Annotated in this window: 25 protein-coding genes, 1 other RNA gene and 2 pseudogenes; 9 read left to right on the top strand and 19 right to left on the bottom strand. The window is 46.3% G+C overall.

The features are described from left to right. Nucleotides 1-17: 17 nt before the first annotated feature. Both rlmN and ndk read right to left on the bottom strand, forming a co-directional pair. A complete protein-coding gene (rlmN, locus tag VC188_RS09300) occupies nt 18-1,250 on the bottom strand; it encodes a 23S rRNA (adenine(2503)-C(2))-methyltransferase RlmN (protein ID WP_323483759.1) in 1,233 nt (410 codons plus the stop codon). 46 nt (nt 1,251-1,296) lie between these two features. Next, entirely contained in the window at nt 1,297-1,722 is a 426-nt protein-coding gene (gene ndk / locus VC188_RS09295; protein WP_071465494.1) for a nucleoside-diphosphate kinase, read from the bottom strand. A gap of 260 nt (nt 1,723-1,982) precedes the next feature. Between ndk and VC188_RS09290 the strand changes: the two genes are divergently transcribed. Further along, complete coding sequence (locus tag VC188_RS09290) at nt 1,983-2,684, top strand: Bax inhibitor-1 family protein (protein WP_215321835.1); 702 nt, start codon at nt 1,983-1,985, stop codon at nt 2,682-2,684. 350 nt (nt 2,685-3,034) lie between these two features. Here the strand turns inward: VC188_RS09290 and rlmD are convergent, their stop codons facing one another. From rlmD to dnaX, 12 genes and pseudogenes are all read right to left on the bottom strand, one after another. Then, nucleotides 3,035-4,462 carry a 23S rRNA (uracil(1939)-C(5))-methyltransferase RlmD gene (gene rlmD, locus VC188_RS09285; protein ID WP_323483768.1) on the bottom strand — a complete coding sequence of 476 codons (1,428 nt, stop codon included), beginning with the start codon at nt 4,460-4,462 and terminating at the stop codon, nt 3,035-3,037. Continuing rightward, nucleotides 4,455-5,276, bottom strand: a complete 822-nt coding sequence (locus VC188_RS09280) for a 3'-5' exonuclease (RefSeq protein ID WP_323483758.1) — start codon at nt 5,274-5,276, stop codon at nt 4,455-4,457. The genes rlmD and VC188_RS09280 overlap by 8 nt, the downstream gene beginning before the upstream one ends. A 24-nt stretch (nt 5,277-5,300) precedes the next feature. Further along, entirely contained in the window at nt 5,301-6,023 is a 723-nt protein-coding gene (locus VC188_RS09275) for a peptidoglycan DD-metalloendopeptidase family protein (protein WP_323483757.1), read from the bottom strand. Nucleotides 6,024-6,099: 76 nt separating this feature from the next. Then, nucleotides 6,100-6,723 (bottom strand): annotated as a pseudogene (locus tag VC188_RS09270) (protein-L-isoaspartate(D-aspartate) O-methyltransferase); the annotation flags it as partial. A gap of 29 nt (nt 6,724-6,752) precedes the next feature. Next, nucleotides 6,753-7,538: a 5'/3'-nucleotidase SurE gene (gene surE, locus VC188_RS09265; RefSeq protein ID WP_216242119.1), complete on the bottom strand. Its 786-nt coding sequence runs from the start codon at nt 7,536-7,538 to the stop codon at nt 6,753-6,755. A gap of 2 nt (nt 7,539-7,540) precedes the next feature. Next, entirely contained in the window at nt 7,541-10,618 is a 3,078-nt protein-coding gene (locus VC188_RS09260) for a CusA/CzcA family heavy metal efflux RND transporter (protein WP_323483756.1), read from the bottom strand. Continuing rightward, the gene (locus VC188_RS09255; protein WP_323483755.1) at nt 10,619-11,878 is read right to left on the bottom strand and encodes an efflux RND transporter periplasmic adaptor subunit; all 1,260 of its coding nucleotides are present in this window, start codon (nt 11,876-11,878) and stop codon (nt 10,619-10,621) included. A 9-nt stretch (nt 11,879-11,887) separates the two neighbouring features. Continuing rightward, complete coding sequence (locus tag VC188_RS09250) at nt 11,888-13,405, bottom strand: TolC family protein (RefSeq protein WP_072582159.1); 1,518 nt, start codon at nt 13,403-13,405, stop codon at nt 11,888-11,890. 185 nt (nt 13,406-13,590) lie between these two features. Continuing rightward, nucleotides 13,591-15,006: a carbohydrate porin gene (locus VC188_RS09245; RefSeq protein ID WP_323483754.1), complete on the bottom strand. Its 1,416-nt coding sequence runs from the start codon at nt 15,004-15,006 to the stop codon at nt 13,591-13,593. Nucleotides 15,007-15,249: 243 nt separating this feature from the next. After that, complete coding sequence (gene recR / locus VC188_RS09240) at nt 15,250-15,864, bottom strand: recombination mediator RecR (RefSeq protein ID WP_072582157.1); 615 nt, start codon at nt 15,862-15,864, stop codon at nt 15,250-15,252. Between the two features lie 33 nt (nt 15,865-15,897). After that, entirely contained in the window at nt 15,898-16,221 is a 324-nt protein-coding gene (locus VC188_RS09235) for a YbaB/EbfC family nucleoid-associated protein (protein WP_215359808.1), read from the bottom strand. Nucleotides 16,222-16,273: 52 nt separating this feature from the next. Continuing rightward, nucleotides 16,274-17,935: a DNA polymerase III subunit gamma/tau gene (gene dnaX, locus VC188_RS09230; protein WP_216242127.1), complete on the bottom strand. Its 1,662-nt coding sequence runs from the start codon at nt 17,933-17,935 to the stop codon at nt 16,274-16,276. Nucleotides 17,936-17,967: 32 nt separating this feature from the next. On the opposite strand from dnaX, the gene ffs reads away from it, so the two are divergent. The 4 genes from ffs to VC188_RS09210 all read left to right on the top strand — a co-directional run bounded on the left by ffs (nt 17,968) and on the right by VC188_RS09210 (nt 19,767). Further along, nucleotides 17,968-18,066: signal recognition particle sRNA small type (gene ffs / locus VC188_RS09225), an RNA gene on the top strand. 293 nt (nt 18,067-18,359) lie between these two features. Next, on the top strand, nt 18,360-19,019 hold the full coding sequence (locus tag VC188_RS09220; protein WP_216157040.1) for a putative quorum-sensing-regulated virulence factor: 660 nt from the start codon (nt 18,360-18,362) through the stop codon (nt 19,017-19,019). 116 nt (nt 19,020-19,135) lie between these two features. Continuing rightward, nucleotides 19,136-19,483: a type II toxin-antitoxin system RelE/ParE family toxin gene (locus VC188_RS09215; RefSeq protein ID WP_323483753.1), complete on the top strand. Its 348-nt coding sequence runs from the start codon at nt 19,136-19,138 to the stop codon at nt 19,481-19,483. Further along, the gene (locus tag VC188_RS09210; RefSeq protein WP_216242131.1) at nt 19,480-19,767 is read left to right on the top strand and encodes a helix-turn-helix domain-containing protein; all 288 of its coding nucleotides are present in this window, start codon (nt 19,480-19,482) and stop codon (nt 19,765-19,767) included. Before VC188_RS09215 ends, VC188_RS09210 begins: the two co-directional genes overlap by 4 nt. Nucleotides 19,768-19,861: 94 nt before the next feature. Here the strand turns inward: VC188_RS09210 and VC188_RS09205 are convergent, their stop codons facing one another. The 3 genes from VC188_RS09205 to VC188_RS09195 form a co-directional block, all read right to left on the bottom strand. After that, nucleotides 19,862-20,005, bottom strand: a complete 144-nt coding sequence (locus VC188_RS09205) for a hypothetical protein (RefSeq protein ID WP_216157050.1) — start codon at nt 20,003-20,005, stop codon at nt 19,862-19,864. A 143-nt stretch (nt 20,006-20,148) separates the two neighbouring features. Next, nucleotides 20,149-21,465 carry a Y-family DNA polymerase gene (locus VC188_RS09200; RefSeq protein WP_323483752.1) on the bottom strand — a complete coding sequence of 439 codons (1,317 nt, stop codon included), beginning with the start codon at nt 21,463-21,465 and terminating at the stop codon, nt 20,149-20,151. 1 nt (nt 21,466) lies between these two features. Further along, nucleotides 21,467-21,940: a LexA family protein gene (locus tag VC188_RS09195; RefSeq protein WP_251367788.1), complete on the bottom strand. Its 474-nt coding sequence runs from the start codon at nt 21,938-21,940 to the stop codon at nt 21,467-21,469. Between the two features lie 249 nt (nt 21,941-22,189). Between VC188_RS09195 and VC188_RS09190 the strand changes: the two genes are divergently transcribed. Together VC188_RS09190 and VC188_RS09185 are read left to right on the top strand one after the other, a co-directional pair. Then, nucleotides 22,190-23,257 (top strand): tartrate dehydrogenase, encoded by a 1,068-nt coding sequence (locus VC188_RS09190; RefSeq protein WP_215359796.1) that lies wholly within the window; start codon nt 22,190-22,192, stop codon nt 23,255-23,257. Further along, complete coding sequence (locus VC188_RS09185; RefSeq protein WP_323483751.1) at nt 23,254-24,216, top strand: tripartite tricarboxylate transporter substrate binding protein; 963 nt, start codon at nt 23,254-23,256, stop codon at nt 24,214-24,216. Before VC188_RS09190 ends, VC188_RS09185 begins: the two co-directional genes overlap by 4 nt. A 207-nt stretch (nt 24,217-24,423) precedes the next feature. On the opposite strand, the gene VC188_RS09180 is transcribed toward VC188_RS09185, so the two are convergent. Further along, a complete protein-coding gene (locus VC188_RS09180) occupies nt 24,424-24,927 on the bottom strand; it encodes a DUF1993 domain-containing protein (RefSeq protein WP_323483750.1) in 504 nt (167 codons plus the stop codon). A 28-nt stretch (nt 24,928-24,955) separates the two neighbouring features. Next, nucleotides 24,956-25,768 carry a tetratricopeptide repeat protein gene (locus tag VC188_RS09175; protein ID WP_323483749.1) on the bottom strand — a complete coding sequence of 271 codons (813 nt, stop codon included), beginning with the start codon at nt 25,766-25,768 and terminating at the stop codon, nt 24,956-24,958. A 272-nt stretch (nt 25,769-26,040) separates the two neighbouring features. On the opposite strand from VC188_RS09175, the pseudogene VC188_RS12060 reads away from it, so the two are divergent. Together VC188_RS12060 and VC188_RS09170 are read left to right on the top strand one after the other, a co-directional pair. After that, nucleotides 26,041-26,265 (top strand): annotated as a pseudogene (locus tag VC188_RS12060) (BrnT family toxin); the annotation flags it as partial. Further along, nucleotides 26,246-26,569: a BrnA antitoxin family protein gene (locus VC188_RS09170; RefSeq protein ID WP_323483748.1), complete on the top strand. Its 324-nt coding sequence runs from the start codon at nt 26,246-26,248 to the stop codon at nt 26,567-26,569. The pseudogene VC188_RS12060 and the gene VC188_RS09170, both read left to right, overlap by 20 nt. The last annotated feature ends 113 nt before the right edge of the window (nt 26,570-26,682 follow it).

The following is a 26,682-nucleotide window of genomic DNA, read 5'->3' as shown; positions in this document are numbered from 1 at the left end:
GTTGGGTTCTAATTTTTTTACTTCAGCTTTTTGAGCCACTCAATGGGATGCTCGTTTGGCCCCAGATTGGTATCCTCATCAAACTCTTCATCCGGCTCAACCTCGGCGAGTTCAATCTCGGCATTGTGAACAGCGCGTTCACGCACACGGGTGCGATCCACAACACCTCCTGCCAGCTGACCACAGGCAGCGGCAATGTCATCACCACGTGTCTTCCGCACAGTAGCCACCATGCCCGCATCTAAAAGGATGCCGGCAAAAGCATTGACGCGTTGGGCTGATGAGCGCTTGAGACCGGACTCTGGGAAAGGATTAAATGGGATGAGGTTAATTTTGCACTTAATGTTTCTGAGTAAGCGTACTAATTCTTTTGCCTGGATATCGGAGTCATTCACGCCATCGAGCATGCAATATTCAAAGGTCAAGAAATCCCTTGGCGCAAATGGTAAGTAACGTTCGCACACATCAAGCAATTCACGTAAAGGATATTTTTGATTGAGTGGCACCAATTGATCGCGTAATGCATCATTGGGCGCATGTAATGAAACTGCCAATGCTACAGGGCAATCTTGTGCGAGACGATCAATCATCGGCACTACGCCTGATGTAGAAACCGTCACACGACGGCGCGATAAACCATACGCCCTGTCATCCAGCATCAAGCGCAATGCAGAAACCACATTGTCATAGTTGAGCAAGGGCTCGCCCATGCCCATCATTACCACATTAGAAATCACACGACCAGTGTGTTCCCAACCTGGCGTTGGAAACTTCTCAATTCTACGAATAGCCTCAGGGTCATTGCGTAAAAGATGTTCAGCAAACCAGAGTTGACCAATGATTTCACCGGAAGTGAGATTGCGTGAAAAACCTTGGTGCCCAGTTGAGCAAAAACGGCAATTGACTGCGCAGCCCGCCTGAGAAGAGATACACAAGGTGCCTCGATCATCTTCAGGAATAAACACAGACTCGACCGCATTACCAGCGCCCACATCCAATAGCCACTTGCGTGTACCGTCATTGGCGTGTTCATCTTTGATAACGGGGAGGGAAATTACTTCCGCTTTATCTAGCAAAGTTGCTCTAAAGCTTTTTGCTAAATCACTCATGTCGTTAATGTCAGCTACACCGCGTTGGTGTATCCACTGCATGAGTTGCTTTGCCCTAAAGGGCTTTTCATTCAACCCCGCGACAAACGCTGCCATTTGGTCAGCGTCAAAATCTAAGAGATTTACGCGCGGGGAGGTCAATGCGCCTACTTATATATTAAATAGGTTGTTCGTTAGCAATCGTAGATTAACGATTGAAAACATTCATGCCAGGGAAGAAGAAAGCAACTTCCACAGCAGCCGTTTCAGGAGCATCAGAGCCGTGAACTGCGTTTGCGTCGATGCTATCAGCAAAGTCAGCACGGATTGTGCCTTTTTCTGCCTTCTTCGGATCAGTAGCGCCCATCAAGTCACGATTCTTAGCAATAGCGCCTTCGCCTTGCAATACTTGAATCATTACAGGACCAGAAATCATGAAGCTCACCAAATCTTTGAAGAAAGGACGATCTTTATGAACACCGTAGAACTGCTCAGCTTCATTCTGTGACAAATGCGCCATTCTGGAAGCAATGATCTTCAAACCAGCAGATTCAAAACGGTCATAAATTTTGCCGATGACGTTTTTAGCAACAGCATCAGGTTTGATAATAGAAAGGGTGCGTTCAATTGCCATGCAAGACTCCAATAGTGATTTCAAAGGTATTTGCCAGGTGAGGTCAATTAGCCACCCCACTCCAGCGACCCCCGAATTATACATTGCCTAACCGTATTTACCCCTATGTCCGTAGGGCTAAGCCCTTGAATTTACAGGGCATAAGCCTTTAATTTGTAGGTCTTTTCAATAGCGGCTTGAAATTAGGGTGTTTTGTCTATACTTAACCTCAACAGCCCTTCATGGGCTCTTGTATTCACTATGAAAAAGAAGGAGTCAATATGAGTGATCTGAACTCTTACGGCTTTGGCCAAACCGGCTCAATTAGTAATGTCCAGGTGCGCAACCGCGTTCTCCGTAATACTTATGCCCTCTTGGCGCTCTCCATGATTCCAACCGTGATTGGCGCCTGGCTTGGAGTGGCCATGGGTCTAAGCCTTTTCTCTGGTAGTCCATTTATTGGCTTTATCGTCTTCATGGCCGTAGCCTTTGGCTTCTTCTGGGCAATTGAAAAGAATAAAGATACAGGCGTGGGCGTTCTCCTGCTCCTGGGCTTTACCTTCTTTATGGGCATCATGATGTCCCGCTTGATTGGCTTCACCCTCAATAGCTATAGCAATGGTGCGACATTGATCATGTTGTCATTTGGCGGTACGGCTGCAATCTTCGCCACAATGGCAACCATTGCAACAGTGAGCAAGAGTGATTTCTCTGGCCTAGGCAAATTCTTGATGGTAGGCGTACTTCTCTTGATCATTGCCTCATTGGCAAATATCTGGCTGCAATTACCAGCGTTGATGTTGACAGTGATGGTGTTAGCCATTGCCATCTTCTCAGCCTTCATCCTGGTTGATGTTCAACGCGTCATCAATGGTGGCGAGACAAATTACATCATGGCTACTCTGGCTATTTATTTAGATGTCTATAACGTCTTCACCAACTTACTTGCCCTCTTGGGTATTGTTGGTGGTAATCGAGATTAAGGGAGATTAAGACACGCTAAAACTTTAGTGTGTTGTTCTCATTAGGCGCCTGCGGGCGTCTTTTTTACTACTGCTATTTAGTCTGTTTGTTTAGCTAAATAATTAAGTTGCTACAAACATACTCACAGCATAGGATAGTGCAAGCAAGATCAATAAGATTGCAAAACTATCTGAGGCTTTCATGACGCTCTCCCGAAGGTAAAAAAGTTGGGCAGAAATACATCACTGCACAAACTCAATCTACTCTTCTATAAGACATGATTTTGAGGGCGCCGCACCAGCATCAGGCTAAATGCACTAAATATGGGCAATACTTACGGAAAATAGAACTAAATCTGGGGTTTGAGGGGCTATAGACGATCAAATACGGCCATAGACTCCACGTGGGAGGTGTGGGGGAACATATTAATAATGCCCGCACTACTTAATGTGTAGCCTGCCTGATGGCACAAGATCTCTACATCCCTCGCCAAAGTTTTGGGATTACAGGATACGTAAACAATCCGTTGTGGCAATAATTCACTTTGCGCAATATGCAACTCTGCAAGCGCTTTACAAATCTCCATCGCACCCTCGCGCGGCGGATCCATTAACCAACGCTCTGCTTTGCCCCACGATACAATCGTTTCTGTTGTAACTTGAAATAAATCGCTTTGCATAAAGCTGGCCTTATCAACGAGTCCGTTATGCTCTGCATTGGCTTTAGCTCGAGTCGTCAGACTCTCCAAACCCTCGATCCCTAGGACCTGTTTTGCTTTTCTGGCTAACGGTAATGTGAAGTTGCCAATACCGCAAAACAAATCCAACACTCGATCTGTTTCTCTCACTTCCAATAAGCGAATAGCCCTACTGACTAAGGCACGATTCATCATATGATTTACCTGTGTGAAATCCGCAGGTTTAAATGGCATCTCTATCTCAAACTCAGGCAGCCGATAACAAAGCTTGCCGGTCTCGGGATAAAACGGTGCGACGGTCTCAATGCCTTTAGGCTGGAGCCAAACCCAAACCTGGTGCTGATCTGCAAACTGTCGGAGAAGTTGCTCATCTTCAGCCGTTAAGGGCTTGAGATTCCGAAACACTAAAGCAGTAACTGGTTTTGATTTCTTGGGATCATCCGAGAAGACATCTTCCGGCTCACCAACCGCAATCTCAATCTGCGGCATACGGTCAACGATCGATAATCCCATTACCAACTTACGCATTTCTGGCAATAAATCCGATACATGCTTGGGCAAAATTTCACAAGCCAGCATGTCAGCTACATAGCCGCTCTTACCCTCATGAAAACCAATCAGTACGGTACCTTTTTTAATGGAGCGATTGACAGCACTTAAACGTGCGCGGTGACGATATTCCCAAGTAGGGCCACCCATCGGGCGCAGAATTTCTTCAGGCCTTACCTTGGCAATATGTTGCAAGTCATCCTCAAGTACACGCTGCTTGATAGCCACTTGCGCTCGTATATCTAGATGCTGCATGGTGCAGCCACCACACACACCAAAGGCTTTGCACTTAGGTTCCGCCCTAAATACGGCGGGTTTCAGAATATCGCGTACTTTGGCTTTGCTAAAGCGCGCTTTATTACTGGTGATGGTGTAACTGACCAACTCTGTTGGTAGTGCGCCTTTAATAAAGATCACCTTACCGCTTTGACCTTGGGCGGCCTCCTCCTCATTGGGGGCTAGGCGTGCAATCCCCTGAGCATCCAAATCCAGCGCTTCGACTTTAATTGGCTCAGTCACCTCTATATTGACTGGCTTATCCCCTCTACGCATCCGCAGAAAAACCTTGCAGATATTCTTGCCATTGACTGCCATTAGGCTCTTTAGATTCCCCCTCTAAATAAGCCTTAACAAACTCAATTTCTTCTTGATATTCAGCGTGAGAAAAGCCGCCACGCAGCAATTGAAAGCGGCAGTACATGAGATAGGTATTGACCACGTCGGTCTCGCAGTAACGGCGGATGTCATTAATCTTGCCATCTTGATACGCGGGCCATACTTGGCTGCCGTCCATACCCATCTTGCCCGGGAAACCGCAGAGCTTGGCCAAGCCATCCAATGGTGCATTAGCGCGGCCGTTAAATTTAGCCAATAGATCCATCATGTCGAGATGGCGCATGTGATAACGACTGATGTAGTTATTCCACTTAAATTCTCGGCTATCAGAATCCTGGCTCTCACCCATCTCCCAGTAGCGGGGAGCTTGCACATGATTCGCTAATGCGCGATAGTGCAACACGGGTAAATCAAAGCCGCTGCCATTCCAAGAAACGAGTTGAGGGGTGTATTTTTCGATGAGATCAAAGAAGGCTTGTATTAGGACCTTCTCATCATCCTGCGGAGTGCCTAGAGTGCCCACTTTAATTTGTGGCAAGCCCTCTTTAGTAGTTCTGCGAATCACGCAAGAGATGGCAACAATCTTTTGCAGAAACAAGGGTAGAAATTCACTACCGGTCTTTTCTGTGCGCTCAGCCATCACTTTGCTAGCAACCTCGGCATCACTCATGGAGTCCGGCAAATCTTCTAGGCGACGCAATCCAGCTACATCAGGGATGGTTTCAATATCGAATACAAGAACGGTCGCCATGGCGCCTACCCTAGACCAACAACATTACTGCAAGTACGGCGTTGGATTAACTGGTTTGCCGTTAACGCGTAACTCGAAATGCAGCTTAGCTGCAGTAGTGTCTGTATCGCCCATCTCAGCGATCTTCTGACCCTTACGAACAGTATCACCCTCTTTTACCAAGAGCTTACTGTTGTGGGCATAAGCAGTGAGATAGGTGTTGTCGTGCTTAATAATCACGAGATTGCCATAGCCACGCAAACTATTCCCTGCGTAAACCACTTTGCCATCAGAGGCGGCAAGAACTGGCTCGCCGACCTTACCAGCAATATCGATCCCCTTATTTGTCTCACTGAACTCACCGGTGACCTTACCTTTTGCAGGCCAAGATAAACGTATGCCCGGCTCAGCAACTACATCGTTTTTCGCTGGCTCAGGAGTGGAGGCTGCTGAATCTGCTTTATCCGCTGCAGGTTTTTTCTCAGCCACTTTTGCGGGCTTAGTTCCTGCTGGTGCTTTAACCATGATCAAGTCACCGACCTCAATCACGTTGGGATTAAAGCTAGGATTGGCTGTCTTGTTCCACTGCACCACATCACGCGGTGCCTGACCATGGTCCAAAGCAATGCGCGCCAAGGTGTCACCTTTTTTAACGCGATAGTAACCAGGGGGCGCAGGCTCAGTTGAGCCACCGCTACGATCAGTCACGCTAGCAGGCTTAGTGCGAGGTGTAGAACATCCAACCATCAACATCAAAGATGAGGACATGAGCGCGGCGAGGAAAAGCTTCAATAAAGTGGATGACATTAAATTGGGTTCTGAATTGGTGAATTCATCATAAATCTCATACTACCCCTGATTGTAAGGGTACAAAAAAGACCCCGTCCAGTACAGTTCTTTGATAGCGCTGGGAACTCATTCTTTCAACCATCACCAGTTGCTGCTCTTTGTCATTTTTGGCGACTGGGGCAACTAAGCGCCCTCCAACCGCTAATTGGTCAAGTAAGGCATCCGGAATACCCAAGCCAGCAGCAGCCAAAATAATGCCGTCAAATGGAGCGGCCTGAGGCAAACCTAAAATACCGTCGCCGTATATCAAGCGAAGATTGTTAATGCGAAATGGGCGCAACTTAGCTCTTGCCATATCATGCAGCGGACGAATACGCTCTATGGAGTAAACCTCGTCTGCCAATAAACTCAGTACCGCCGCTTGGTAACCGCAACCAGTGCCAATCTCCAGCACTTTGCCAAGTTTATGTTTAGGCTTGTGAAGCAACTCAATCATGCGTGCCACTACTGATGGCTTAGAGATAGTCTGCTCGTGCCCAATTGGTAGCGCAGTATCTTCGTAGGCTTGTGCATGTAATCCAGCATCCATAAAAGCGTGCCGAGGAACAGTAGCAATCGCCTCTAATGTTTTACCGTGCTTTACTCCGCCAGCATGTACTTTTGCTGCTAGGGCTTGCCGATAAGCAGCAAAGCGTTCGGTTGGAGCCTTCAACCGCGATCCCAACCATTCGCGCGCATCGCTGCTAAACGAGCATGGTGCGTTAAATCCAATTGCATAGGCGTGATCGAAACACATCCTTCAGCAATCGCATGAAAGTCCGTACCCTCTGAACCCTCTTTGACATCGCCCGCAGCGCCGATCCAGTAGATCTTCTCACCACGCGGACTATCCTGCACCACTACTGGTTGAGAGTGATGACGATTACCGAGGCGCGTTACACGCCAGCGATACAAATCAGCATAAGGGCGATTGGGGATGTTGACGTTCAGTAGTGTTGCTGTACCCTCAGTACGAGCCAAGGCAGAAACCAGCATTTGGGCCACTACATCATGCGCCGCTTTAGCGGCATCTTCAATGCGATTCCAGCCGCGATCAATTTGCGAGAAAGCAATGCCTGGCACACCAAACATCACACCTTCAACTGCGGCAGCAACAGTGCCTGAGTAAAGCGTATCTTCACCCATGTTTTCACCTTGATTGATGCCAGAGATCACTAGGTCAGGTTTCTCATCCAAAAATCCTGTCATGGCAACGTGCACACAATCGGTTGGTGTGCCATTGACAAAGAAAAAGCCATCCCGCTCGCCACCAGCAACGCGATGAATCGACAATGGTCTAGATAATGTGAGTGAATTCGAGGCACCGCTATGGTTCTGCTCAGGAGCAATCACGGTAATACGACCCAAGGGACGTACCGCCTCTACTAAAGCTAGCAAGCCAGGAGCTAAATAGCCATCGTCATTAGAGACCAGGATGTGGGGTTGCTTAGACATGATTAAACGAGTCCTGGTTTGTGTTTGCCACGCGCTCTCATTGCTGCGTAGATCACTGGCAATACTAGTAAAGTCAAAATAGTTGTGGTGATCATTCCGCCTACAATCACAAGGGCCAATGGACGCTGCGCTTCCGAACCAATTGCATGTGACAGCGCTGCCGGCAAGAGACCAAGGCCAGCTAGCATCGCGGTCATCAGAACAGGGCGCACTCTCAAGGCAGCCCCATCAACCATCGCATCTTTCATAGCGCCATGCTCTTGCGCAACAGTTTTATTGATATAAGAAATCAAAATCACGCCATCCTGAATCGCAATACCAAATAACGATAAGAATCCAAACAAGGCAGAAATGCTTAAAGTCTCACCGCCAAGATGCAATGCGATAATGCCGCCGATAGCCGCAAAAGGTACGTTAATCAGAACAATGATGGCATCACGGAAGTTGCCTAGAGCAGTCACTAGCAGCAAGAAAATTGCCACCAGTGTTAATGGAATAATGACCATCAGCTTTTGCTGCGCAGCCTTCATTTGATTGAATTGGCCATCCCATGCAATAGAGTAATTGGCGGGTAATGCCACATTCTTCTCCACTAAATATTTAGCATCCTCTACGGCACTCCCAAGATCACGATCACGCACACTAAAAATCACAGCAATATAGCGTTTCCCAGCTTCGCGGTAAATAAAGAATGGGCCATCAGTTAATTCAACATTGGCGACCATACCCAAAGGTACCCTGGCACCTGAAGGGGTATCAATCAGTAAATTAGCAATATCGGGTAAATCGTTTCGGCTTGACTCATTTAAACGCACCGCAATACCAAAAGTTTTTTCATCTTCCAAGAAATTACTAACTGGTGCCCCACCAATGGCATTCGCCACTACAGTCTGAACATCTCCGACATTTACACCATATCGCGCCGCTCGCTCACGATCGATTTGAATATTCAAGGTTGGCTGACCAAGCTCCCTCAAAATACTTTCGTCCTCAATACCGCGTACTTTTTTAAGCTGATCAATAACTTCATGAGCTTTAGTATTCAGAATATTCAGATCGGTACCAAAAATCTTTACCGAGTTCTCACCCTTGACACCCGACAAAGCCTCATTCACGTTGTCTTGAATATATTGAGAGAAGCTAAAGGAAACTCCAGGAATACGATTGAGCTCACCCTGTAAACGTTTCAAGAGGTCGGCTTTTGTGGTGCCCTTAGGCATCGCTTCTGGGGATTTCAGATACAAACCATACTCTTGATTAAATACCCCGGTAGAGTCAGTACCATCATCAGGGCGCCCAATTTGGGCGGCAACATGGTCTATCTCAGGCTGCCTTGTAAAGGTTTCTCGCAGCTGATTGGCTATGCTAATGGAATAGTCCAAATCTACTGTATTGGGCAAGACAACCCGCAACCAAATATTGTTTTCCTCAAGAGTGGGCAAGAATGCCGTACCCAAACGGGTAGCGCTTATTAAAGTAATCCCCAACACCAAAATAGATATTGTAATTACATGCCGAGGATGATCCATGAGACGTCTAAGCAATGGCTTATAGCGACTGAGCATCCAAGTGATAAATTTTGGTGGCTCATGGTGGAAGTTTTCACCAAACGAATATGAAATCGCCGCCGGCAAGAATGTCAGACTCAAAATAATCGAGGCAATTAACGCAAAGCCCATGGTGAAGGCCATGGGCTTAAAAATAATTCCCTCAACTCCACCCATTAAAAATAAGGGGGAATAAGCAACAATAATGATGCTGGTGGAATACACCATGGCCCTTTGTACTTCGGCAGTGGCCAAAATAATGCTTTGGTTTAAGCGTTTTCCGCCATCCTCTAGATGGCGCATAACGTTTTCAGTGATGATCACTGCGGCATCTACAATCACGCCAAAGTCAATGGCCCCTAAAGAAATTAGATTAGCTGGTACGTTAAACACGTACATCATGATGAAAGAGAAACACAGTGCCAGCGGAATGACAACTGCAACTACTGCGGCGGCCCTAAAATTTCCTAAGAAGATATACAGCAATATCAAGACCATAGAGATGCCAAAGAACATCGTATGCTTTACTGTGCCGACAGTAATATCTAATAGCACCTGACGATCATAGAATGGCTTGACTTCAATGCCAGGAGGCAATACATGGGCATTGATTGTGGCAATTTTTTCACGCACTCGTGCCAAGACTTCGGAGGCATTCTCGCCGCGACGCAAATAGACGATTCCTTCTACTGAGTCAGGATTTTCGTCAAACTGGAACAAGCCCAAACGTGGTGCATTGCCAATTTCTACCGTTGCTACATCACCAATACGAACGGGCACGCCATTATTAACAGCAATCACTACGCGCCTAATATCATCTAAATTCTTTAGCAAGCCGACACCGCGTACAACAAACTGCTGTTCACCACTTGGCAAAACACCGCCGCCAGTATTGTCATTAGCCTTTGTTAAGGCATCAATTAGCTGCGCCACAGTAATATTTTTAGATTGCAGGCTCTCTGGGCGAACAATCACGTTGTACTGCCGTACCTTCCCCCCAAAGGAAGAAACGTCTGCGATTCCCGGTGTTTGTTTGAGCTCTTTATAGATCTCATAGTTCTGCAAAGTCTTTAGTCGGGTTGGAGACGCATAGTCAGACTTAACTTGGTAACGCAAGATCTCGCCAGTAGCATCCGAATCAGGACTCACACTTGAACTCACGCCCGGGGGGAAAGTCACATTTCCCAAGTTGGAAATAAAGATTTGGCGTACTTTAAAAGGATCTGCGTTGTCATTAAATTTGAGCGTGACAACAGAAAGACCAAAGAGAGATACCGAGCGGAATGCCTTAACTCCGGGAATGCCAGCGAGTGCATTTTCTACTGGAATAGTCACCTGCTGCTCTACTTCGGTTGTACTTCTTCCAGGCCATTGGGAGATCGCTTGGATGGTGAGCGGCGCTACACCAGGGTAAGGCTGAATAGGCAATTGCTTGAGACTATATCCGCCCATGCACAATAAAACAAAAGAAGCGAAGAGGATGAGAACACGTTTATCTAAAACGCTCCTTAGAAAGTTCGTTGCGAAACTCAATTACTCCTCCTGCTTCGCAAAACGATCATTTAACAAGACCGCGCCATCCGTTAATACTTGCATACCAGGCTCAACACCTTCGGTCACCGCAAATTGTTTGCCATCAAGATCGAAACCTTTGACCACAAAACGTCTAAAAGTATCCGGAGCCGTTCTGATAATGACATAACGCATCTCGCGAACCCGCACAATAGCAGTCTGTGGCAAAACGACAGCCTGCGATGAGCCAACCTGTAGCTTGCCTGAAGCAAACATATCCGGACGCAATAAACCATCGGAATTATCAACATCACAACGAATCACTAAAGCCCTGGTATCCGGATCAATAGTAGGCGCAATAAAATTAGTTTTAGCAGTGAATACTTTGTCCGGATAGGCTTCAGTACGCAAAATAATGGTTTGACCTTTTTGAATCTTGGCAATATCTTGCTCGTATACGTTACCCAAGAACCATAAGGCCTTCGGATCCGCCAAGGTGGCCAAAACATCGCCAATGTTGGCAAAAGCACCAGGCTCTACTGCACGCTTCACTACCACGCCATCAATTGGTGATCGCACCACTAAGTTGGTTTGCGTTTTACCAGTCTTTTCTAGGAAATGAATGTCGCCATCACCGGCACCTAAATTACGAATGCGGTTGGCAGCAGCCTCTTGTGTAATACGAGAATCCGACAATAAATCACCCATCGCTTTATTACCCTCTAGAATCTTCGTAGTCTTAGAGGACAGTAGATATTCTTGCTGAGCAGAAATGAAATCTGGGCTATACATCTCCAAAACAGGAGAGCCCACTTTTACTTGCGCACCATCAAAGGCGTCAATCCGCTCAACCCGTCCAGCAGCTCGAGCCGAGAGCACTTTCGATTTTTCAGCATTAAACGTCAAACGACCAGGCATCGCTAACTCAACTGGAACATCCGATTTAATGGCCTCGGTAAATACATAAACATTTGGATTTAAATTAAGGCCTGGGAGCTTTAACTCCATCACACCAGACGACTCTACCTTTAATGACTTATCATTTTTTTCAAGCTTGACTGGACGGTTCACATTGACAAATAGCCCTATCACAATGCCCAGCATCAAAATTGAAATACAAATGATCACTAAACGCAGTCGAGCGCGCGTCTCTGGTGGTAGCGCCCAATAGGAGCGATGGATATTATTTGTATTCGCATCAATGCGCGCTACAAATTGATGCTTTAGCTTATGCGCTTCTGCAAGGGCTCGCTGGTAAATGGCAATCAGTTTATGCTTCAAAACAACTCCTTAAAAAGGTTCTTTACCGGCCGTAGCCAATAAAACAGCTTGCGCTTGCAATAAATTACTCTCCGCGAGAGCCAGCTGAATTTCCAAGCCGCGTAATTGCGTTTGTGCTGTTAACAAATCATTGAACCCTTGGCCATTATTGGAATACTGAGTTAATCCGACCTTGTATGCTGCATCAGCCTGAGGTACTTGCCTATCCCTGAGAAAGTTTGCCGCAGTTCTGGCTTGCTCATAAGAAGCGTAAGCTGAGTTCACAGCCAGCACGATCTGTTGACGATTAGAAATATCGCTTGCCTCAGCAGAAGCTTGATTGCGGATCGCTTGTTCCACCCCGTATTTCTCCTTGGTAAAAAAGTACAAAGGAATAATGAGGTCTAACTCTAACTGGTAAAACAAGGCACCATTATTGGCTGAAAATGGTCCGCGTGGGGTATAGGAAGAACCAATCACCTGGAAATCTGGCAAGTAGGCCTTCTTCGCCAAGGTCACCCCTTTGCGAGCGGCCTCCAATTGGAGGGCAGATCCTTTTAGACTTGGGTGACTAGATTCGGCGTAATCCTCTAACTCTATCAAGGTTGGCATTGCATTCATCGAACGGCGGACATCGCCTTTGAGAACAAGCTTTTCACGTGAGTGGCGCCCCACTAAAGTATTAATGTTGTTTAACGCTACTTGTAGCTGGCGCTCTAAATTAAATTGATCTGCTTCTGCAGAACTTTGAGCAACTTGAGCATTTAAATACTCAACATAAGCAGCAGCATTATTCGCATAGCGAGCCTTCGCAACATTCTTAATCATCTCCAAACGAATCACCGACTCTTTTAGCACTTGCAACTGCTTTTGTGCAGCAAGCGCGCTGTAATACAGCGTAGATAACTGTGCACCTAACTGCAAATAGGCTGCCTCAGATTGAGCCAGCAATGCCTCTGCATTGGTATCGGCAATATCAGCAGCTAAACTCTTTTTACCTGGAAACTGAAATGGCTGAGCAATCGAAATTGAGTTATTACTACTAATTCCACCGGGGTATTGCTGAGATGGTGCATTAGCACCACCTAATGCAAATGGGGAGTTAGCCGGCATACCGGACCACACTAGACCAACCTGTGGATTAGCTGGTGCTGCAATTTGAGGCACAGTTGCTTTCGCCGATAAATACGATTCACGCAATGCGCCAAGCTGGGGATTATTGAGTTTGAGCTCACTCCAAAGTTGGCGTAAATCCATTTCTGATGAGCCAGTTGATGCGTTGTTGACATAAATCTTTGGGGTATTTTGTTTGGTAACTGGTGCAAATAGTTCCGTAGCCTTTGAGGACTTATCCTTAGCACTCAGCTGAGCACTAATTGAGGGAGGCGCAGTTAAAGATGTATCACCTGTTTGCACGCTGACACTTGCCGGCGTGATGTCATTGGTAGCGGACTGCGCAAACACAGAGCAAGCAAAAGTCGCAACTACCAAGGAAGTGATGCAGTGAGCAGCATTGAATGCGCTAATTTTGCGTGTAAGGATTAACAAATGCGGCAGCCTCTAAATCAATAAAAATGCTGTTTTTATAGCTCCAGATGCAGATTTCGACCAAATTTAAACGCGATTCTGGAGGTTTTAAGGATTATAGGGGATAAAGGATAAAAGTCGAATTATTAAAATTCTCTATGTTATTGATTCTAAAGATAATAATTATGGATCGAGTCTAAAAATTCTTAGAACTCGGCATGAATCCTAAAAGACACAACATTTACAGGACCGCGAGCAGCATTGTAGGCTGGGTTCATGATGTGCTGATAGTTGAGACCCAAGAGGACATTTTGAATCACCAAAGCGTTGTAGTACACCTCACTAATTTGTTCAGGCTTATAACTAATAGACTGACTTGGACCTGCGTAAGGATAAGGGGTGTCACCAATGAAATTGGAAATTCCTCCTGCTTGTAAATAGGCTCTTCGATTAGATGAAATGCCATTGAGCATCGCAGATAGGCCTATCGTATCTTTGGCCCTACCCCAGCGCTCACCATTAATCCCCATACCAACAGATAAAGAGCTGTCGGCCTCTGCAAAAGCCATAGTTTCTGTATGGCCATCGGATGTGAATGCCCGCATGTATATACCCATGTCCTTGGTCAAGGCTTGTTCAGCATTTAAACCAATACCGGTTTTGACTTGAGCGCTATTGCGAACATTGACAATAGCTTGAGTGCCCTGAGCATTATTCACCAACAAATAATTAGTAGCGTCAGTAAATCGTGCCATAACCATGCGATTACGGTAACCTAGGACACTGACCTTACCCGGTAAGCTGCCAATACTATGCTGACGCTCTACCTCAATCTGATCACCGTAAGAATTAAAAATTTGCCAGTTCAGATCGCGCCCGTTTGGGTCTTTTGGAGCTAGCATGCGTGAGGCTCTAAAGACCCAATTATCACGATACCACTCACCCGCCAAGCCCCAGCTATAGCCGCGCGCATCGGCTGCGTAGTCATAAGATAGGGAAGTCATATTGCCCCAGTTCATAAATTGCACGCGGGGATCTTTAGCGTACCTACTGTCATCAAAAATATCTAATGTAGAAAACTGTCCTGCAGTAATCACAAATCGATTGCTGCTGACTGTTTGACCAATCTGGTTGGCATCATTTTCTAACTCGACCTTACCGCCCTCTTGGTTAATCGTTTGACGCAAGAATGCGCGAGCAGAATAAAAGTGGGCTTGTGCACCTTGTGCGCGAGTTGCCTCGCCATTGGTAGGACCACCTAAACCTGTCAATCCAGAAAAAGGCACCCCAGAAACTACTTCAGGATTGAAATAAATATCAGTATCAGAGGCGACACGTGCACCAAAAAATAGCGTCCCCGACCAGGTATAACTCATCGACTTATCGGGTAGCAAACTGTTTTGCCCCTGATAAGGGGAATTGAATGCGTTGTAGCGCTGATTAATATAGGTAGTTTGACCGTGTACGTTTACAGGCAACCCCAGGATCTCACCTTCTGTTGGCAATCCCTGAATTGCTTCTGCAAAACTCGCAATTTGGTCGGCGCCTGACCCTGCCCGCTGTGCGTACACAGAAGCAGTGACAAAACTTAACAAGAGAATGAGCAAAAGCTTGCGGGTCATTCACGATTTCTGATGAGGTTGCTGAACCTAGTGGTTATGGCAACAGATTGAAGGAAAAATCAGTGCACTCACGGCCTGGGATTGAAGCCCAAGGGCGGCGCAGCCCAAATTATCCCCAAAAAGAGGCAATTTACCTAGTCTTTATGTCCTAGAGATGACAGATCAGGGAAGAATCACTGATAGATTGGGCTCGCATTAGTCTTGGGTGTGCCCTGAAAACAACTCAAGGAGCAATCAGAAGAATTAACGGCGATCCATTAATGCGCGAGCTAAGGTGCCAGCATCCACATACTCAAGCTCTCCTCCTACTGGGATGCCTCGTGCAATACGCGTAACTTTGATGCCTTTAGCTTTAAGTACCTCGCCAATGTAATGAGCAGTAGCCTCACCTTCACTCGTGAAATTCGTAGCCAGCACCACTTCCCGAATCGACACACCAGTATCAGGGGTCTCAATGCGATTGAGTAATCGATCAAAGCCGATTTCATTTGGACCCATGCCATCGAGTGGTGAGAGACGACCCATCAATACAAAGTAGTTACCTTTAAAACTGAGCGTCTGCTCCACCATCACTTGGTCAGCAGGCGTTTCTACTATGCAAAGCAAAGAAGGATCACGGCGACCATCGGAACAAGTACCGCAAACCTGAGTTTCTGAAAAAGTATTACAACGCGCGCAGTGCCCTACTGTTTCAACTGCCTCACCCAATGATTGAGCGAGTACTGCCGCACCATTACGGTCATGCTGCAATAAATAGAACGCCATGCGCTGCGCTGACTTGGGGCCTACCCCAGGCAGAACGCGTAATGCCTCGATCAATCGACCGAGTGCATCTTGAGGTGCTTCTATGCGCGCCATTAAATATTCAGGTTCGTATTTAACAAAATTGAATTAGAACGGTAACTTAAAGCCAGGGGGCATTGGCATGCCAGCAGTGGCGCCAGACATCATCTGGGCACTTGCCGCTTCCACCTGTTTGAATGCTTCTGTGTAAGCAGTCACGATGAGGTCTTCCAACATCTCACGATCATCCATGGCGCCTGGATCAATCTGCACACGTTTGAGTTCGTATTTGCCAGAGACAGTTACTTTTACCAAGCCACCGGCAGCTTGACCAGTTACTTCCAACGCAGCCAACTCGGCTTGCGCAGTCTTCATCTTCTCTTGCATCTGCTGAGCCTGTTTCATGAGGCCAGCAAGTCCACCTTTCATCATCGCTTTATTTCCTTAGTGGTATTAATTGTGATTTATGAATATTGATATTGAATTAAAGAGGTTTCACAGAACCGCCAACTACCTTGGCACCAAACTCTTTTTCTAATTGCTGAATAAATGGATCGGCAGCAATCATTTGCTCCGCATTCATTCTTTTCTCTTGATGAATCTGGGCATCCACCTTGGCCACTGTCTTACCTTCTACTTCGCCCTTTTCAATTACGATCTTGACGGGCTTGCCAAAGTGAGTTGTAAGCGCATCAGCCAAACGACCAACAGAAGCTTCTGAAGCTAACTGCGGCATCGGCGTGAGGATAGTTGCACGCACCCCAGAAGCTGAATCATTCCAATCTTGCAACTCTGTCTGAAATGCTAACTGCTGCACCATCCCTTTAACGGGTAACTGACGCATCAAGGCATGCCAATCAGGACGCTCGGCAGAACTGGCCACGGAAATTTGTGCAGCTGGTGCTGACGGTGTAGACACTGGAGCGGCAGGCGCAGCTGCTCTAGCAGCAGGTGCTGGTGCAGACGCTATTGGACGAGCAGTATTGACTGGTGGAGCCGATGGAGATGACGGTGCTGGAGAAGAATTACTTCCTCCGCCGCTATTGCCTCCGGGACGGAACGCCAACATACGTAATAGGGTCATGGCAAAGCCAGTTTGCTCATCCGGTGCCAGCGATAAATCTGGACGACTTGTAATCGTGATTTGATAGAAGAGTTGCGCCTCTTCTTTTGTGAGCTGGCCTGCCAAGCGACAAATCTCGCCTGCTTCTGGCCAATCTTCTAAAACGGATTCTGGAACGACTTGGGCTGCTGCAATTTTTTGCAACAGACTAGAGAGATCTTGCAACGCCAATGAGAAAGACATGCTGCGCTCACCCATTTCGTTTGCGACTGCAAGAAGGCTTGCACCATCTTTAGCAATCAAGCAATCTAAAATACGGATGAGATAAGCATCATCTAATGTGCCAAGCATGCCGCGTACGGATTCTTCGCTAACTCTGCCAGCCGCATAGGCAATGGCCTGATCGGTTAGCGACAAAGCATCACGCATTGAACCTTGAGCCGCCTTGGCGAGAACACGTAAGGCATTGACTTCGCACTCCACCTTCTCAGCAGCGAGCACTTTTTCTAAATGTTCAACAATGAGCGGTACTGGCATTTGCTTGAGGTTGAACTGCAAGCAACGAGACAGAATGGTAACTGGGATCTTTTGTGGATCGGTAGTAGCTAGAATAAATTTGACGTGCTCTGGCGGCTCTTCCAAGGTTTTAAGCATGGCATTGAAGGCATGATTGGTGAGCATATGCACCTCGTCAATCATGTAGACCTTATAACGCGCATTGCTGGGTGCGTAAGCTGCCTTTTCTAGGAGGGCAGCAATATCGTCAACGCCACGATTACTTGCAGCATCCATCTCTATATAGTCAACAAAGCGACCAGCATCGATTTCCATGCAGGCCGGGCATTTTCCGCAAGGCTCTGAAGTCATCTTGCCGGAACCATCAGACCCCGTGCAATTGAGGGCCTTAGCCATAATCCGGGCAATTGTGGTCTTACCTACTCCACGGGTACCCGTAAAGAGCCATGCGTGGTGCAGGCGACCCTGATCCAAAGCATGGGTTAAGGCCTTAACCACATGGTCTTGGCCGACTAATTCAGAGAAGGTTTTGGGGCGCCACGAACGGGCTAATGCCAATGCTGTCATGTCTTACATTCTAACAAGCTAAAATGGAATTGGATGGGCCTCCCCGCATGGTGGGTTGGATAACCTGGTCAGGTCGGGAACGAAGCAGCCAAACCCAATTTCTGCCAGTGCCGGGGGTTTGGCTCATCCACCCTTACCCCCCATCAAAAACAGTTATTCAGAAGATCTTCAGAATCCTAAAAATCCCCCAAATTATCCAGATAATTAGCAAAACCAGAACAGTTCGTGCATCCAGCGAGATTCTGAATAACTGCAGGTGCTTATGGGAACACTCAATAGAAACTCGCAAAGCAAGCCCTCCTCTATATATAAAGATTGAGCGTAGAACCCCAGGATCACAATGCATAGGCAATTAGGATGATTAAGATGTAAGCAGATTGATACTCAGGGCACAATAGATCCATTCAATACCAACAAAGCCCTTATGTCCCAAGCCATTATTTTCGATGTAGAAGCAACTGATAAGAACGATGCCGTCATTATTGAAGCTGCTTCATTAGATGTCACCTCCCTGAAGCCATTTGAAGTGGGTAATCCTTGGGTGCAGCGCTATAACCCCGGCAAGCCTATTAGCTTGGGTGCACTTGCTACTCATCACATCATGGACGAAGAGCTGGTCAATTGCCCGGCGAGTAGTTCTTTTAGATTACCTACTGGCACCAAATACCTGATTGGGCACAACATTGATTTTGACTGGGTTGCGATTGGCAAGCCTGAAGTAAAGCGTATCTGCACCCTTGCTCTTGCACGCAGTCTATGGCCTGAGCTTGATAGTCACACTCAAAGTGCTCTGCTCTACTTCTTCGAACGCGATACAGCTAGGGACCAATTACGCAATGCGCATAGCGCATTAGCTGACGTATGGATTTGCTCCAAGATTGTTGGGCAAATTATTGATAAGCTACACCCAGTCTCTTTAGATGCCCTATGGGAAATGTCTGAGAAGGCCAGGATTCCAACGATCATGCCTTTTGGCAAACATAAGGGCGAGCCCATTAGCCAAGTTCCCACTGACTATAAGCAATGGATGCTTCGCCAAGATAATGTCTCCGAGTTTTTACGCAAAGCTCTAGAAGCTAAGTAGTCTTAGCTTTCTTGCTTAGGTTGATCCAACCCTTACTGTTTTTTTATTAAAGCCCCCTACAAGCTTTTCGGTAATTTCTGATGTAATATATGTACCATTATTGGTACGCTATACGGATGAAAACCCCAATCCTAGATGTGTACTTTTTTAAGACAGAATCAAATAACGAACCCGTTAGGCAATGGCTCCGACTACTAACCCCTAGGGATAAAAAAGTAATGGGCGAAGATATAAAAACTATTCAATTTGGCTGGCCCCTTGGCATGCCCCTAGTAAGGCATATTGATGGCGAACTTTGGGAGGCTCGCAGCAAGCTATCCAATGGCATTGCCAGAGTTCTATTTGTGCTGGATGGCAGTGCCATGATACTGATTCATGGATTCATCAAGAAACAACAAAAGACACCAAAGCCTGATTTAGATTTAGCAAGAACTAGAGTAAAGCAGTTAAGGAGAGGATTATGAAAAAGAAACATATTGGTAGTAATTTTGATGAATTCTTAAAAGATGAATCACTGCTTGAGCACTCTACTGCCGTAGCAGTAAAACGTGTCATTGCCTGGCAAATTGAAAGTGAGATGGAGAAACAGCAAATTACGAAGACTTCTATGGCTAAAAAAATGCACACTAGTCGTGCTGCTTTAAATCGTCTTCTTAATGAAACCGACACTAGCCTTACTTTAATTACCTTAGCCAGTGCAGCAACTGCCCTAGGAAAGAGAATTAAGTTTGAACTAAAGGCCGCCTAAAAAGAGCAAGGGAATAAGGAATCCGTGATTTCCTTATTCCCCCCTACTTTTGCTGCCTGCTGCTTTTTTCATTAACTACTACCGCCGATATTTTTTACTGATATCTACGATTAAAGATCTGTTTTGTTTCAGCATCATGACGCTTGGTGTTTTTCAACACTGCGCAATAAGACAGGATCATGATCACTGCCAATGAGATGCCATTAAAGTTGTTCATCAAGTTGCTAATTGTGTTCATTTGTTTCTCCTCTTTTGCTATTTGGCTTTTGCTATCTATTTTTTACCGCTTATCTACTGCTACGAATTCAGAATAATTGACTTAAAGCTCACAAAATGAGCTTGTAAAAAATTGTGGTTTTTTATTTAAATATTTCATGTTTTTTATCGTGCGATGGGCAACTCATCCCACCTCGTGGTGTAGTTCGGCGACCGATTGTTTGATCTCATCTGCCACTCTTCTTTAGTGCCATTGGTTCCTGCGGCTGCAGATCTGATGAATGCATTGCCAAAGCGCGTGTTGATCTCATCTACCGCTTTCATCAAATGAGCAGACTTACCTTTAGTCTCGATATCCTCAAACAAGGATTGCTGAGCTGTTGGCTTGTCGCTAATCAGATTGAGAATGACGCCCGCCTTCTTGTAGCGGAAGTTCGCTTGATAGATTTGCTTGAGGCCTGCCAATGCTGCATTGGTTAAGGTCAACGTGTTATCCGTTGGATCCGCCAATGGAATCGTGACGCTTTGGTGATACTGTGGCTCGTTTTGCTTAAACGGATTGGTCTGAATAAATACGGTGAGCGCGCCCGTAGTACTGTTTTGCGTTCTGAGCTTTTCAGCTGCACGCGCTACGTGAGTAGCAACCGATTCTGCAAGCTCTACCTGGCTAGTCACCAACTTACCAAAACTGCGCGAGGCGATAATTTGTTGTTTGGCTGGCGCTACCTCTTCTAGTTGCAAGCAAGATGTGCCACGCAGTTCATAACAGAGACGCTCCATCACCACGCCAAACTGTTGACGCATAGCTTGTGGTGAGGCTTGCAAAAGATCAAATACACTCTGAATGTTTTGGGCTTTGAGTTTCTTGGCAATTTGTTTACCAACCCCCCAAACCTCACCCACTTCAGTCTCGCTCATCCACTGATAGAGCTCTTCTTTGGCCATAGCGTTGACATCACATACGCCAACGAACTGCTTATGTTTCTTGGCCAAGTGATTGGCCAACTTAGCCAAGGTCTTGCTGGCACCAATGCCCACACAGACTGGTAAGCCGGTGGTATCTTTCACTTCCTGTTTAATCTTTTGACCTAATTCAATCGTATCTTGATATTGTTTTAAGACTGTCTCGATTTGTAAAAAGCTCTCGTCGATGCTGTAAACCTCTAGGTTTGGCGTGAACGCTCTCAGCACTTGAACTACACGACTACTCATGTCGCCATACAAGGTGTAATTAGACGAGTAAGCCTGAATGCCATGCTGCTTGGCCAAGTCCTTCATTTGAAACCAAGGTGTTCCCATCTTCACGCCAAGCGCTTTGACTTCAGCACTACGTGCTACAGCGCAGCCATCGTTATTGGAGAGCACCACCATCGGCACTTCTTCCAACTTCGGCTGAAATACACGCTCACAAGAAACGTAGAAGTTGTTTACATCCACAAGTGCAAAAAGTGGAGTTGATATGGTTTGTGAATTGGAGTTCATCTCACTTCCCATTTCTGCCACTGGCATTGCTGTACTTACGCACTACCCCAACCACTACACCCCAGATTTGCAGCTCACTGCCTTCATTAAAGGTAATGGGTTGATAGTTTGGGTTTTCTGGCTGGAGCTCAATACGGCCGCGCAACTGATAAAGGCGCTTGATGGTGTACTCGCTATCCACTACGGCAACCACGATGTCTTTATGTTTTGGCTTAAGGGCTTTATCAACGACGACCTTGTCGCCATCACAAATCCCCGCGCCCAGCATGGAATCCCCCTTCACGGTGAACATGAAGGTAGCTGGCTTGTTCTGGACAAGGTAATGGTTCAGATCGAGGCCGTCTTCGGCGTAATCTGCCGCTGGACTAGGGAATCCAGCTGACATCCGATGACTTAGGAGCTTGAGCTCATAGGCGGCAAAATGGCCTGCCAAGGCTTGTGGTGCCTGGCTTAGGGTTACTTTTGCGGGGTTCATTACTTGCGTCATAGTCATTAATATACTGTATGTTTATACAGTATATGTAAAAACCGCAAAAATGGCCTTATTTTTGTTGTTTTGGGGCTATGAACCCCCTCCCACCCCCTCTTTTTTCTCGACCTCCCTAGCCATAAACCCCGAGTACCCCATAGTTGTATTGGGACCTAGGAATTGCATAATGATCCTAGAAGTTATTCAGGAAGTTATCCCTGAAATAGCTCATATAAAAAGAACAGTAGGAGACATATGAAGACGTATAAGATCGCATCCATCCCAGGTGACGGCATTGGCAAAGAAGTCATCCCAGAATGCGAGAAGGTATTGAATGCCTTAAGTAAAAAACATCCTGAAGTCGCTTTCCAATTCGAGCACTTTGATTGGGGTGGCGATTACTACCGCAAGCACGGCATCATGATGCCCGAGGATGGTCTCGAACCTTTGCGCTCTAAAGATGCGATTTTGTTCGGCTCAGCTGGCGACCCTAAGATTCCAGATCACATTACTTTGTGGGGCTTGCGTCTCAAAATTTGCCAGGGCTTTGATCAATATGCAAACGTACGCCCTACGCGCATTCTTCCTGGCATTGAAACGCCACTACGTAATTGCAAACCAGATCAGCTTGATTGGGTGATCGTGCGCGAGAACTCTGAAGGCGAATACTCTGGTGTAGGTGGCCGAGCACACCAGGGTCACCCCATCGAAGTAGCTTCAGATATGAGCATCATGACTCGCGTTGGAGTGGAGCGCGTACAGCGCTTCGCCTTTAAGTTGGCGCAGTCACGTCCTCGCAAGCACCTCACTGTCATCACTAAATCTAATGCGCAGCGCCATGGCATGGTGATGTGGGACGAGATCGCCAATATCGTTGCCAAAGATTTTCCGGATGTCACTTGGGACAAGGAGTTAGTTGATGCCGCTACTGCGCGCATGGTCAATCGCCCAGAATCTTTAGACACCATCGTTGCTACCAACTTACATGCAGACGTACTCAGTGATTTGGCAGCTGCATTAGCTGGTAGCCTAGGCATTGCGCCTACTGGAAACCTCGATCCAGAGCGTCGCTATCCATCCATGTTTGAACCGATTCATGGCTCTGCTTTTGACATTATGGGTAAAGGTCTTGCTAATCCAATTGGCACCTTCTGGTCAGCAGTGATGATGCTCGACTTCCTAGGTGAAAAAGCGCTCGGTGCAAAGTTAATGGCAGCCATTGAAAAAGTGACAGTCAATCCAAAGTTACATACTCGTGATTTAGGCGGCACAGCCATGATGAGTGATGTTACTAATGCAGTCATTGAGGAGATTTCTAAATGAAGCCGTTTAAATTACTAAGTAGATTGCTGAGTATTGGCCTAGTCTCACTTGGCTTGCTATCCGGCGCGCATGCTCAACCTTTCCCCGATAGAACCATTCAGTACATCATCCCCTTCCCACCTGCTGGTGAGTCTGACCTGGTAGCGCGCTATCAAGCCGACATCTCAGCTAAGAAATTCAAACAGCCGATGGTAGTGATGAACCGTGCTGGTGCTGGTGGTGCATTGGTATGGAGCACCATGAATACCTATCCCGCTGACGGTACAACGGTAGTGGGTGTGAATATCCCCCACACTATCTTGCAGCCGCTACAGGAGGGGATTCAGTACAAGACGGAAGATATTAATGCGATCTACTACTACCACTTCACCCCTGATGCTTTGATGGTGTCTGCAGATAGTCCTTACAAGACCTATCAAGAATTTATTGCGGCCGCCAAAAAAGATCCTGGCAAGATGACGCTTGCTGGATCCGCACAGTTCTCAGCTAACCACATGGCAGTCGAGCGCCTCAATAAACTGGCTGGCGTCAAAATTACTTACGTTCCCTTTAAAGGCACGGGTGATTTGATTACCGCCTTGATTGGAATGCACGTTGATGGCGCGATGGGTTACCTACCTTTGGCGATCCAGCAAAAAGGGAAAGTGCGCACACTGGCAATCGCTACTGAGAAACGTAATCCCGCTCTACCAGACGTGCCAACTTTTAAAGAGCTGGGATTGAACTGGGTAGATGGCGCTTACCGTGGCGTTGCCGTGCCCAAAGCAACCCCACTGATATTGCAACAAAAGATGTCTGACTACTTCGCACAGCTCAATGCCGATCCCGAGACTAAGAAGAAATTGGAAGATGCTGGCTTTGTGATTGTGGATATTCCATTGGCAAAGATGCCGGCATTCATGAAAGAGAAAACGGCTCAAGCCATGGATGATGCCAAGAATGCAGGGATGATTAAGTAAGGCTTTAACTTTCTTAAATAAAAAACCACCGCATGTTCGGTGGTTTTTTATTGGATGCTTGCTTTCCGCTCTAGCAAAAAGCAAAAGCGAGAATTGCCGGATCGTCTAGAAAAGCATTGGATAGGTAAACACTGGCTCGGAAGAGCCAAGGGTTTACTGTCTCAACGATTTGTGAAAAATATTCCATGATTATATTGTAAGGACTATTTAGCCACCTAGGTAATCGGACTTACCAACCTCTACCCCGTTATGGCGCAGGATGTCATAAGCCGTAGTGATATGGAAATAAAAATTAGGGATGATCCAGGTCAGCAGATATTGCTCGCCAACAAACTCAAAGTTCCACTCTTTAATTGAGAACTTAATTTCTTTTGCTTCAGTGCCATTAATTTGCTCTGGCTTGAGGCTATTGGCAAAAGCAATAGTTTTAGCAATACGGTCTTGTAGCTGGGTAAAAGTAGTTTCGTTATCTTCAAATTTAAGTGGCTCAACACCGGCTAGGCGCGCCATGCCATTTTTCACTTGATCACAAGCAATTTGAACTTGCTTGGATAGCGGAAACATATCTGGGGCAAGACGACCCTCCACCAATGCTTTGCTATCAAGACTCTTGGCACTTGCAAACTCCTCACCCTTTTTGAGGATATTGGAAAGATTGGTGAGCATCTTTGTGAGTTGCGGAATTGATGCTTGATACATTGAAATTGCCATAGTGCTCTCTCCACCCTCTTAGTTATTCTTACACGTCGCTCATAAAATCACCACCGCCATCATCCCAAGAGCTCGAACCACCATCATCCCAAGAGCTTGCATCATTGACGCCAAAGTTGGCAGCATCTGGTGCTTGACCGCCTACTTGGTTAAAGTCGTTATTGAGGTTTGGATTTGGGCGTTGATTACCGCCCATTAAATGACTTGCCAAAGCTTCACCAGCAACCATACCAGCACCGAGTGCTGCACCAGTCGCTAAGCTGCCCATTAAACCACCGCCCATGCCAGATGCTGGTGCGCCTGGGTAACCAGGCGGATAGGTGCCAGGCGCTCCTGGTGCCCCTGGATATGGTCCATTTGCAGTCGGCGCGTTATAAACCTCCACTGGCTGCTGGCGCTTCCTCATAAAGAAGATTACGCCCGCAACCAAGATAGCAATCAAGATCCAAAAAACTGGGCTAGTAAAGATGGAATTTGCACCCGCATTAGTATTAACGTTGCCTGGTGCTGTACCTGCACGTAATTGCGCTTGGAGCCTTTGTACAGAATCAGGTTGAGCAAATGGTAAACCTGGCGCCAGATTTTCTGCTTGTACAAAAGCGCTTCTTGCAGCATCTAACTTACCTTCTTTGAGGTAAAGCTCAGAAGCCATGTAATGTGCCTTGCCGCTATTAGGATGATTTTTCAAGACCTCTTGCATCATGGCATCCGCTTTTGCCAATTGCCCAGATTCAATTGCTTGATAGACCTCGGGCAAAGTAGCTTCTGCAAAAGCAAGATGACTCGTTAGTAATAGCGCGCTTGCGAATACACCAACAAACAACTTGAGTAAATTACCCATTTTCATCATGACTCCTCGTGAAATGTTTTGCTGCGAATTTTATTATCGCCAGTTTAGGCATTTCTGCTATTCATCATCCATATGAGGGCTTTTACGGGAAATTCAAGGGCATGAGCACCCCCTTCACACTCCTTGCTACCCTCTTCTTTAGATTGAAATTCCCATAATTTTTGTAGTTATATTAATTCATTGATGTTATGATTTAACGTAACTACAATATTTCCGATGAAATTCACTTATGATTCGGCAAAAAATGATTCAACCTCGCAAAACATGGCCTTCCGCTCTCAAATGCAAAGATACTTGATTGGGATACAGCCTTTAGCTGGATCGATGAAAGAAAGAATTACGGTGAAGAAAGACGGATTGCTTTGGTGTTAATGAATGAACGCCTGTATTGCGTGATTTATGTAGAGTCAAAAATAGCGATGAGAATTATTAGTTTAAGAAAAGCAAATAACCGTGAGATGAAAATCTATGAAGAAGAAGCTAATTAGACTGAGTGCCGAAGAGGATGCCGCAATTACTAAGGCCGCCTTATCTGACCCCGATAACCCGCCTATCACGGAAGAAGAGTGGAATGCGATTAAACACAGAGTCGTTCGCGGCAGGGGAAGACCTGTGGGTAGCGGAATTAAAGAACAAGTTACTCTAAGGATTGATAAGGATGTTTTAGATTTTTATAAATCTAAAGGTGAAGGTTGGCAAACATTTATCAACCAAGTGCTTGGCGAAGTAAAAAGAGAATCTAAATCCATTTTGATGGTTGAAAAGAAGTTAAACAAGGGACCCTGTAAATAAATTTGTGTAAGTTCCCTCGGCCAATTAACCTTCACAGAAGGATAGCCACATGGAACATCACACAATGGATCGTAGTAAATTACAAGCCTTAGCCAACGAACTAGCCAAGGATC

The organism is Polynucleobacter sp. MG-28-Ekke-A2 (genome assembly GCF_035012985.1).
In the GTDB taxonomy this organism is placed as follows: Bacteria; Pseudomonadota; Gammaproteobacteria; order Burkholderiales; family Burkholderiaceae; genus Polynucleobacter.
This window is presented reverse-complemented; position numbering and strand designations above follow the sequence as displayed.

Coding starts and splice junctions, on each gene's coding strand:
- ndk (WP_071465494.1), bottom strand. CDS start 1,722: ATGGCAATTGAACGCACCCTTTCTATTATCAAACCTGATGCTGTTGCT.
- VC188_RS09290 (WP_215321835.1), top strand. CDS start 1,983: ATGAGTGATCTGAACTCTTACGGCTTTGGCCAAACCGGCTCAATTAGT.
- rlmD (WP_323483768.1), bottom strand. CDS start 4,462: ATGCGTAGAGGGGATAAGCCAGTCAATATAGAGGTGACTGAGCCAATT.
- VC188_RS09280 (WP_323483758.1), bottom strand. CDS start 5,276: ATGGCGACCGTTCTTGTATTCGATATTGAAACCATCCCTGATGTAGCT.
- VC188_RS09275 (WP_323483757.1), bottom strand. CDS start 6,023: ATGTCCTCATCTTTGATGTTGATGGTTGGATGTTCTACACCTCGCACT.
- surE (WP_216242119.1), bottom strand. CDS start 7,538: ATGTCTAAGCAACCCCACATCCTGGTCTCTAATGACGATGGCTATTTA.
- VC188_RS09245 (WP_323483754.1), bottom strand. CDS start 15,006: ATGACCCGCAAGCTTTTGCTCATTCTCTTGTTAAGTTTTGTCACTGCT.
- recR (WP_072582157.1), bottom strand. CDS start 15,864: ATGGCGCGCATAGAAGCACCTCAAGATGCACTCGGTCGATTGATCGAG.
- VC188_RS09235 (WP_215359808.1), bottom strand. CDS start 16,221: ATGATGAAAGGTGGACTTGCTGGCCTCATGAAACAGGCTCAGCAGATG.
- dnaX (WP_216242127.1), bottom strand. CDS start 17,935: ATGACAGCATTGGCATTAGCCCGTTCGTGGCGCCCCAAAACCTTCTCT.
- VC188_RS09220 (WP_216157040.1), top strand. CDS start 18,360: ATGTCCCAAGCCATTATTTTCGATGTAGAAGCAACTGATAAGAACGAT.
- VC188_RS09215 (WP_323483753.1), top strand. CDS start 19,136: ATGAAAACCCCAATCCTAGATGTGTACTTTTTTAAGACAGAATCAAAT.
- VC188_RS09210 (WP_216242131.1), top strand. CDS start 19,480: ATGAAAAAGAAACATATTGGTAGTAATTTTGATGAATTCTTAAAAGAT.
- VC188_RS09205 (WP_216157050.1), bottom strand. CDS start 20,005: ATGAACACAATTAGCAACTTGATGAACAACTTTAATGGCATCTCATTG.
- VC188_RS09200 (WP_323483752.1), bottom strand. CDS start 21,465: ATGAACTCCAATTCACAAACCATATCAACTCCACTTTTTGCACTTGTG.
- VC188_RS09195 (WP_251367788.1), bottom strand. CDS start 21,940: ATGAACCCCGCAAAAGTAACCCTAAGCCAGGCACCACAAGCCTTGGCA.
- VC188_RS09190 (WP_215359796.1), top strand. CDS start 22,190: ATGAAGACGTATAAGATCGCATCCATCCCAGGTGACGGCATTGGCAAA.
- VC188_RS09185 (WP_323483751.1), top strand. CDS start 23,254: ATGAAGCCGTTTAAATTACTAAGTAGATTGCTGAGTATTGGCCTAGTC.
- VC188_RS09180 (WP_323483750.1), bottom strand. CDS start 24,927: ATGGCAATTTCAATGTATCAAGCATCAATTCCGCAACTCACAAAGATG.
- VC188_RS09175 (WP_323483749.1), bottom strand. CDS start 25,768: ATGGGTAATTTACTCAAGTTGTTTGTTGGTGTATTCGCAAGCGCGCTA.
- VC188_RS09170 (WP_323483748.1), top strand. CDS start 26,246: ATGAAGAAGAAGCTAATTAGACTGAGTGCCGAAGAGGATGCCGCAATT.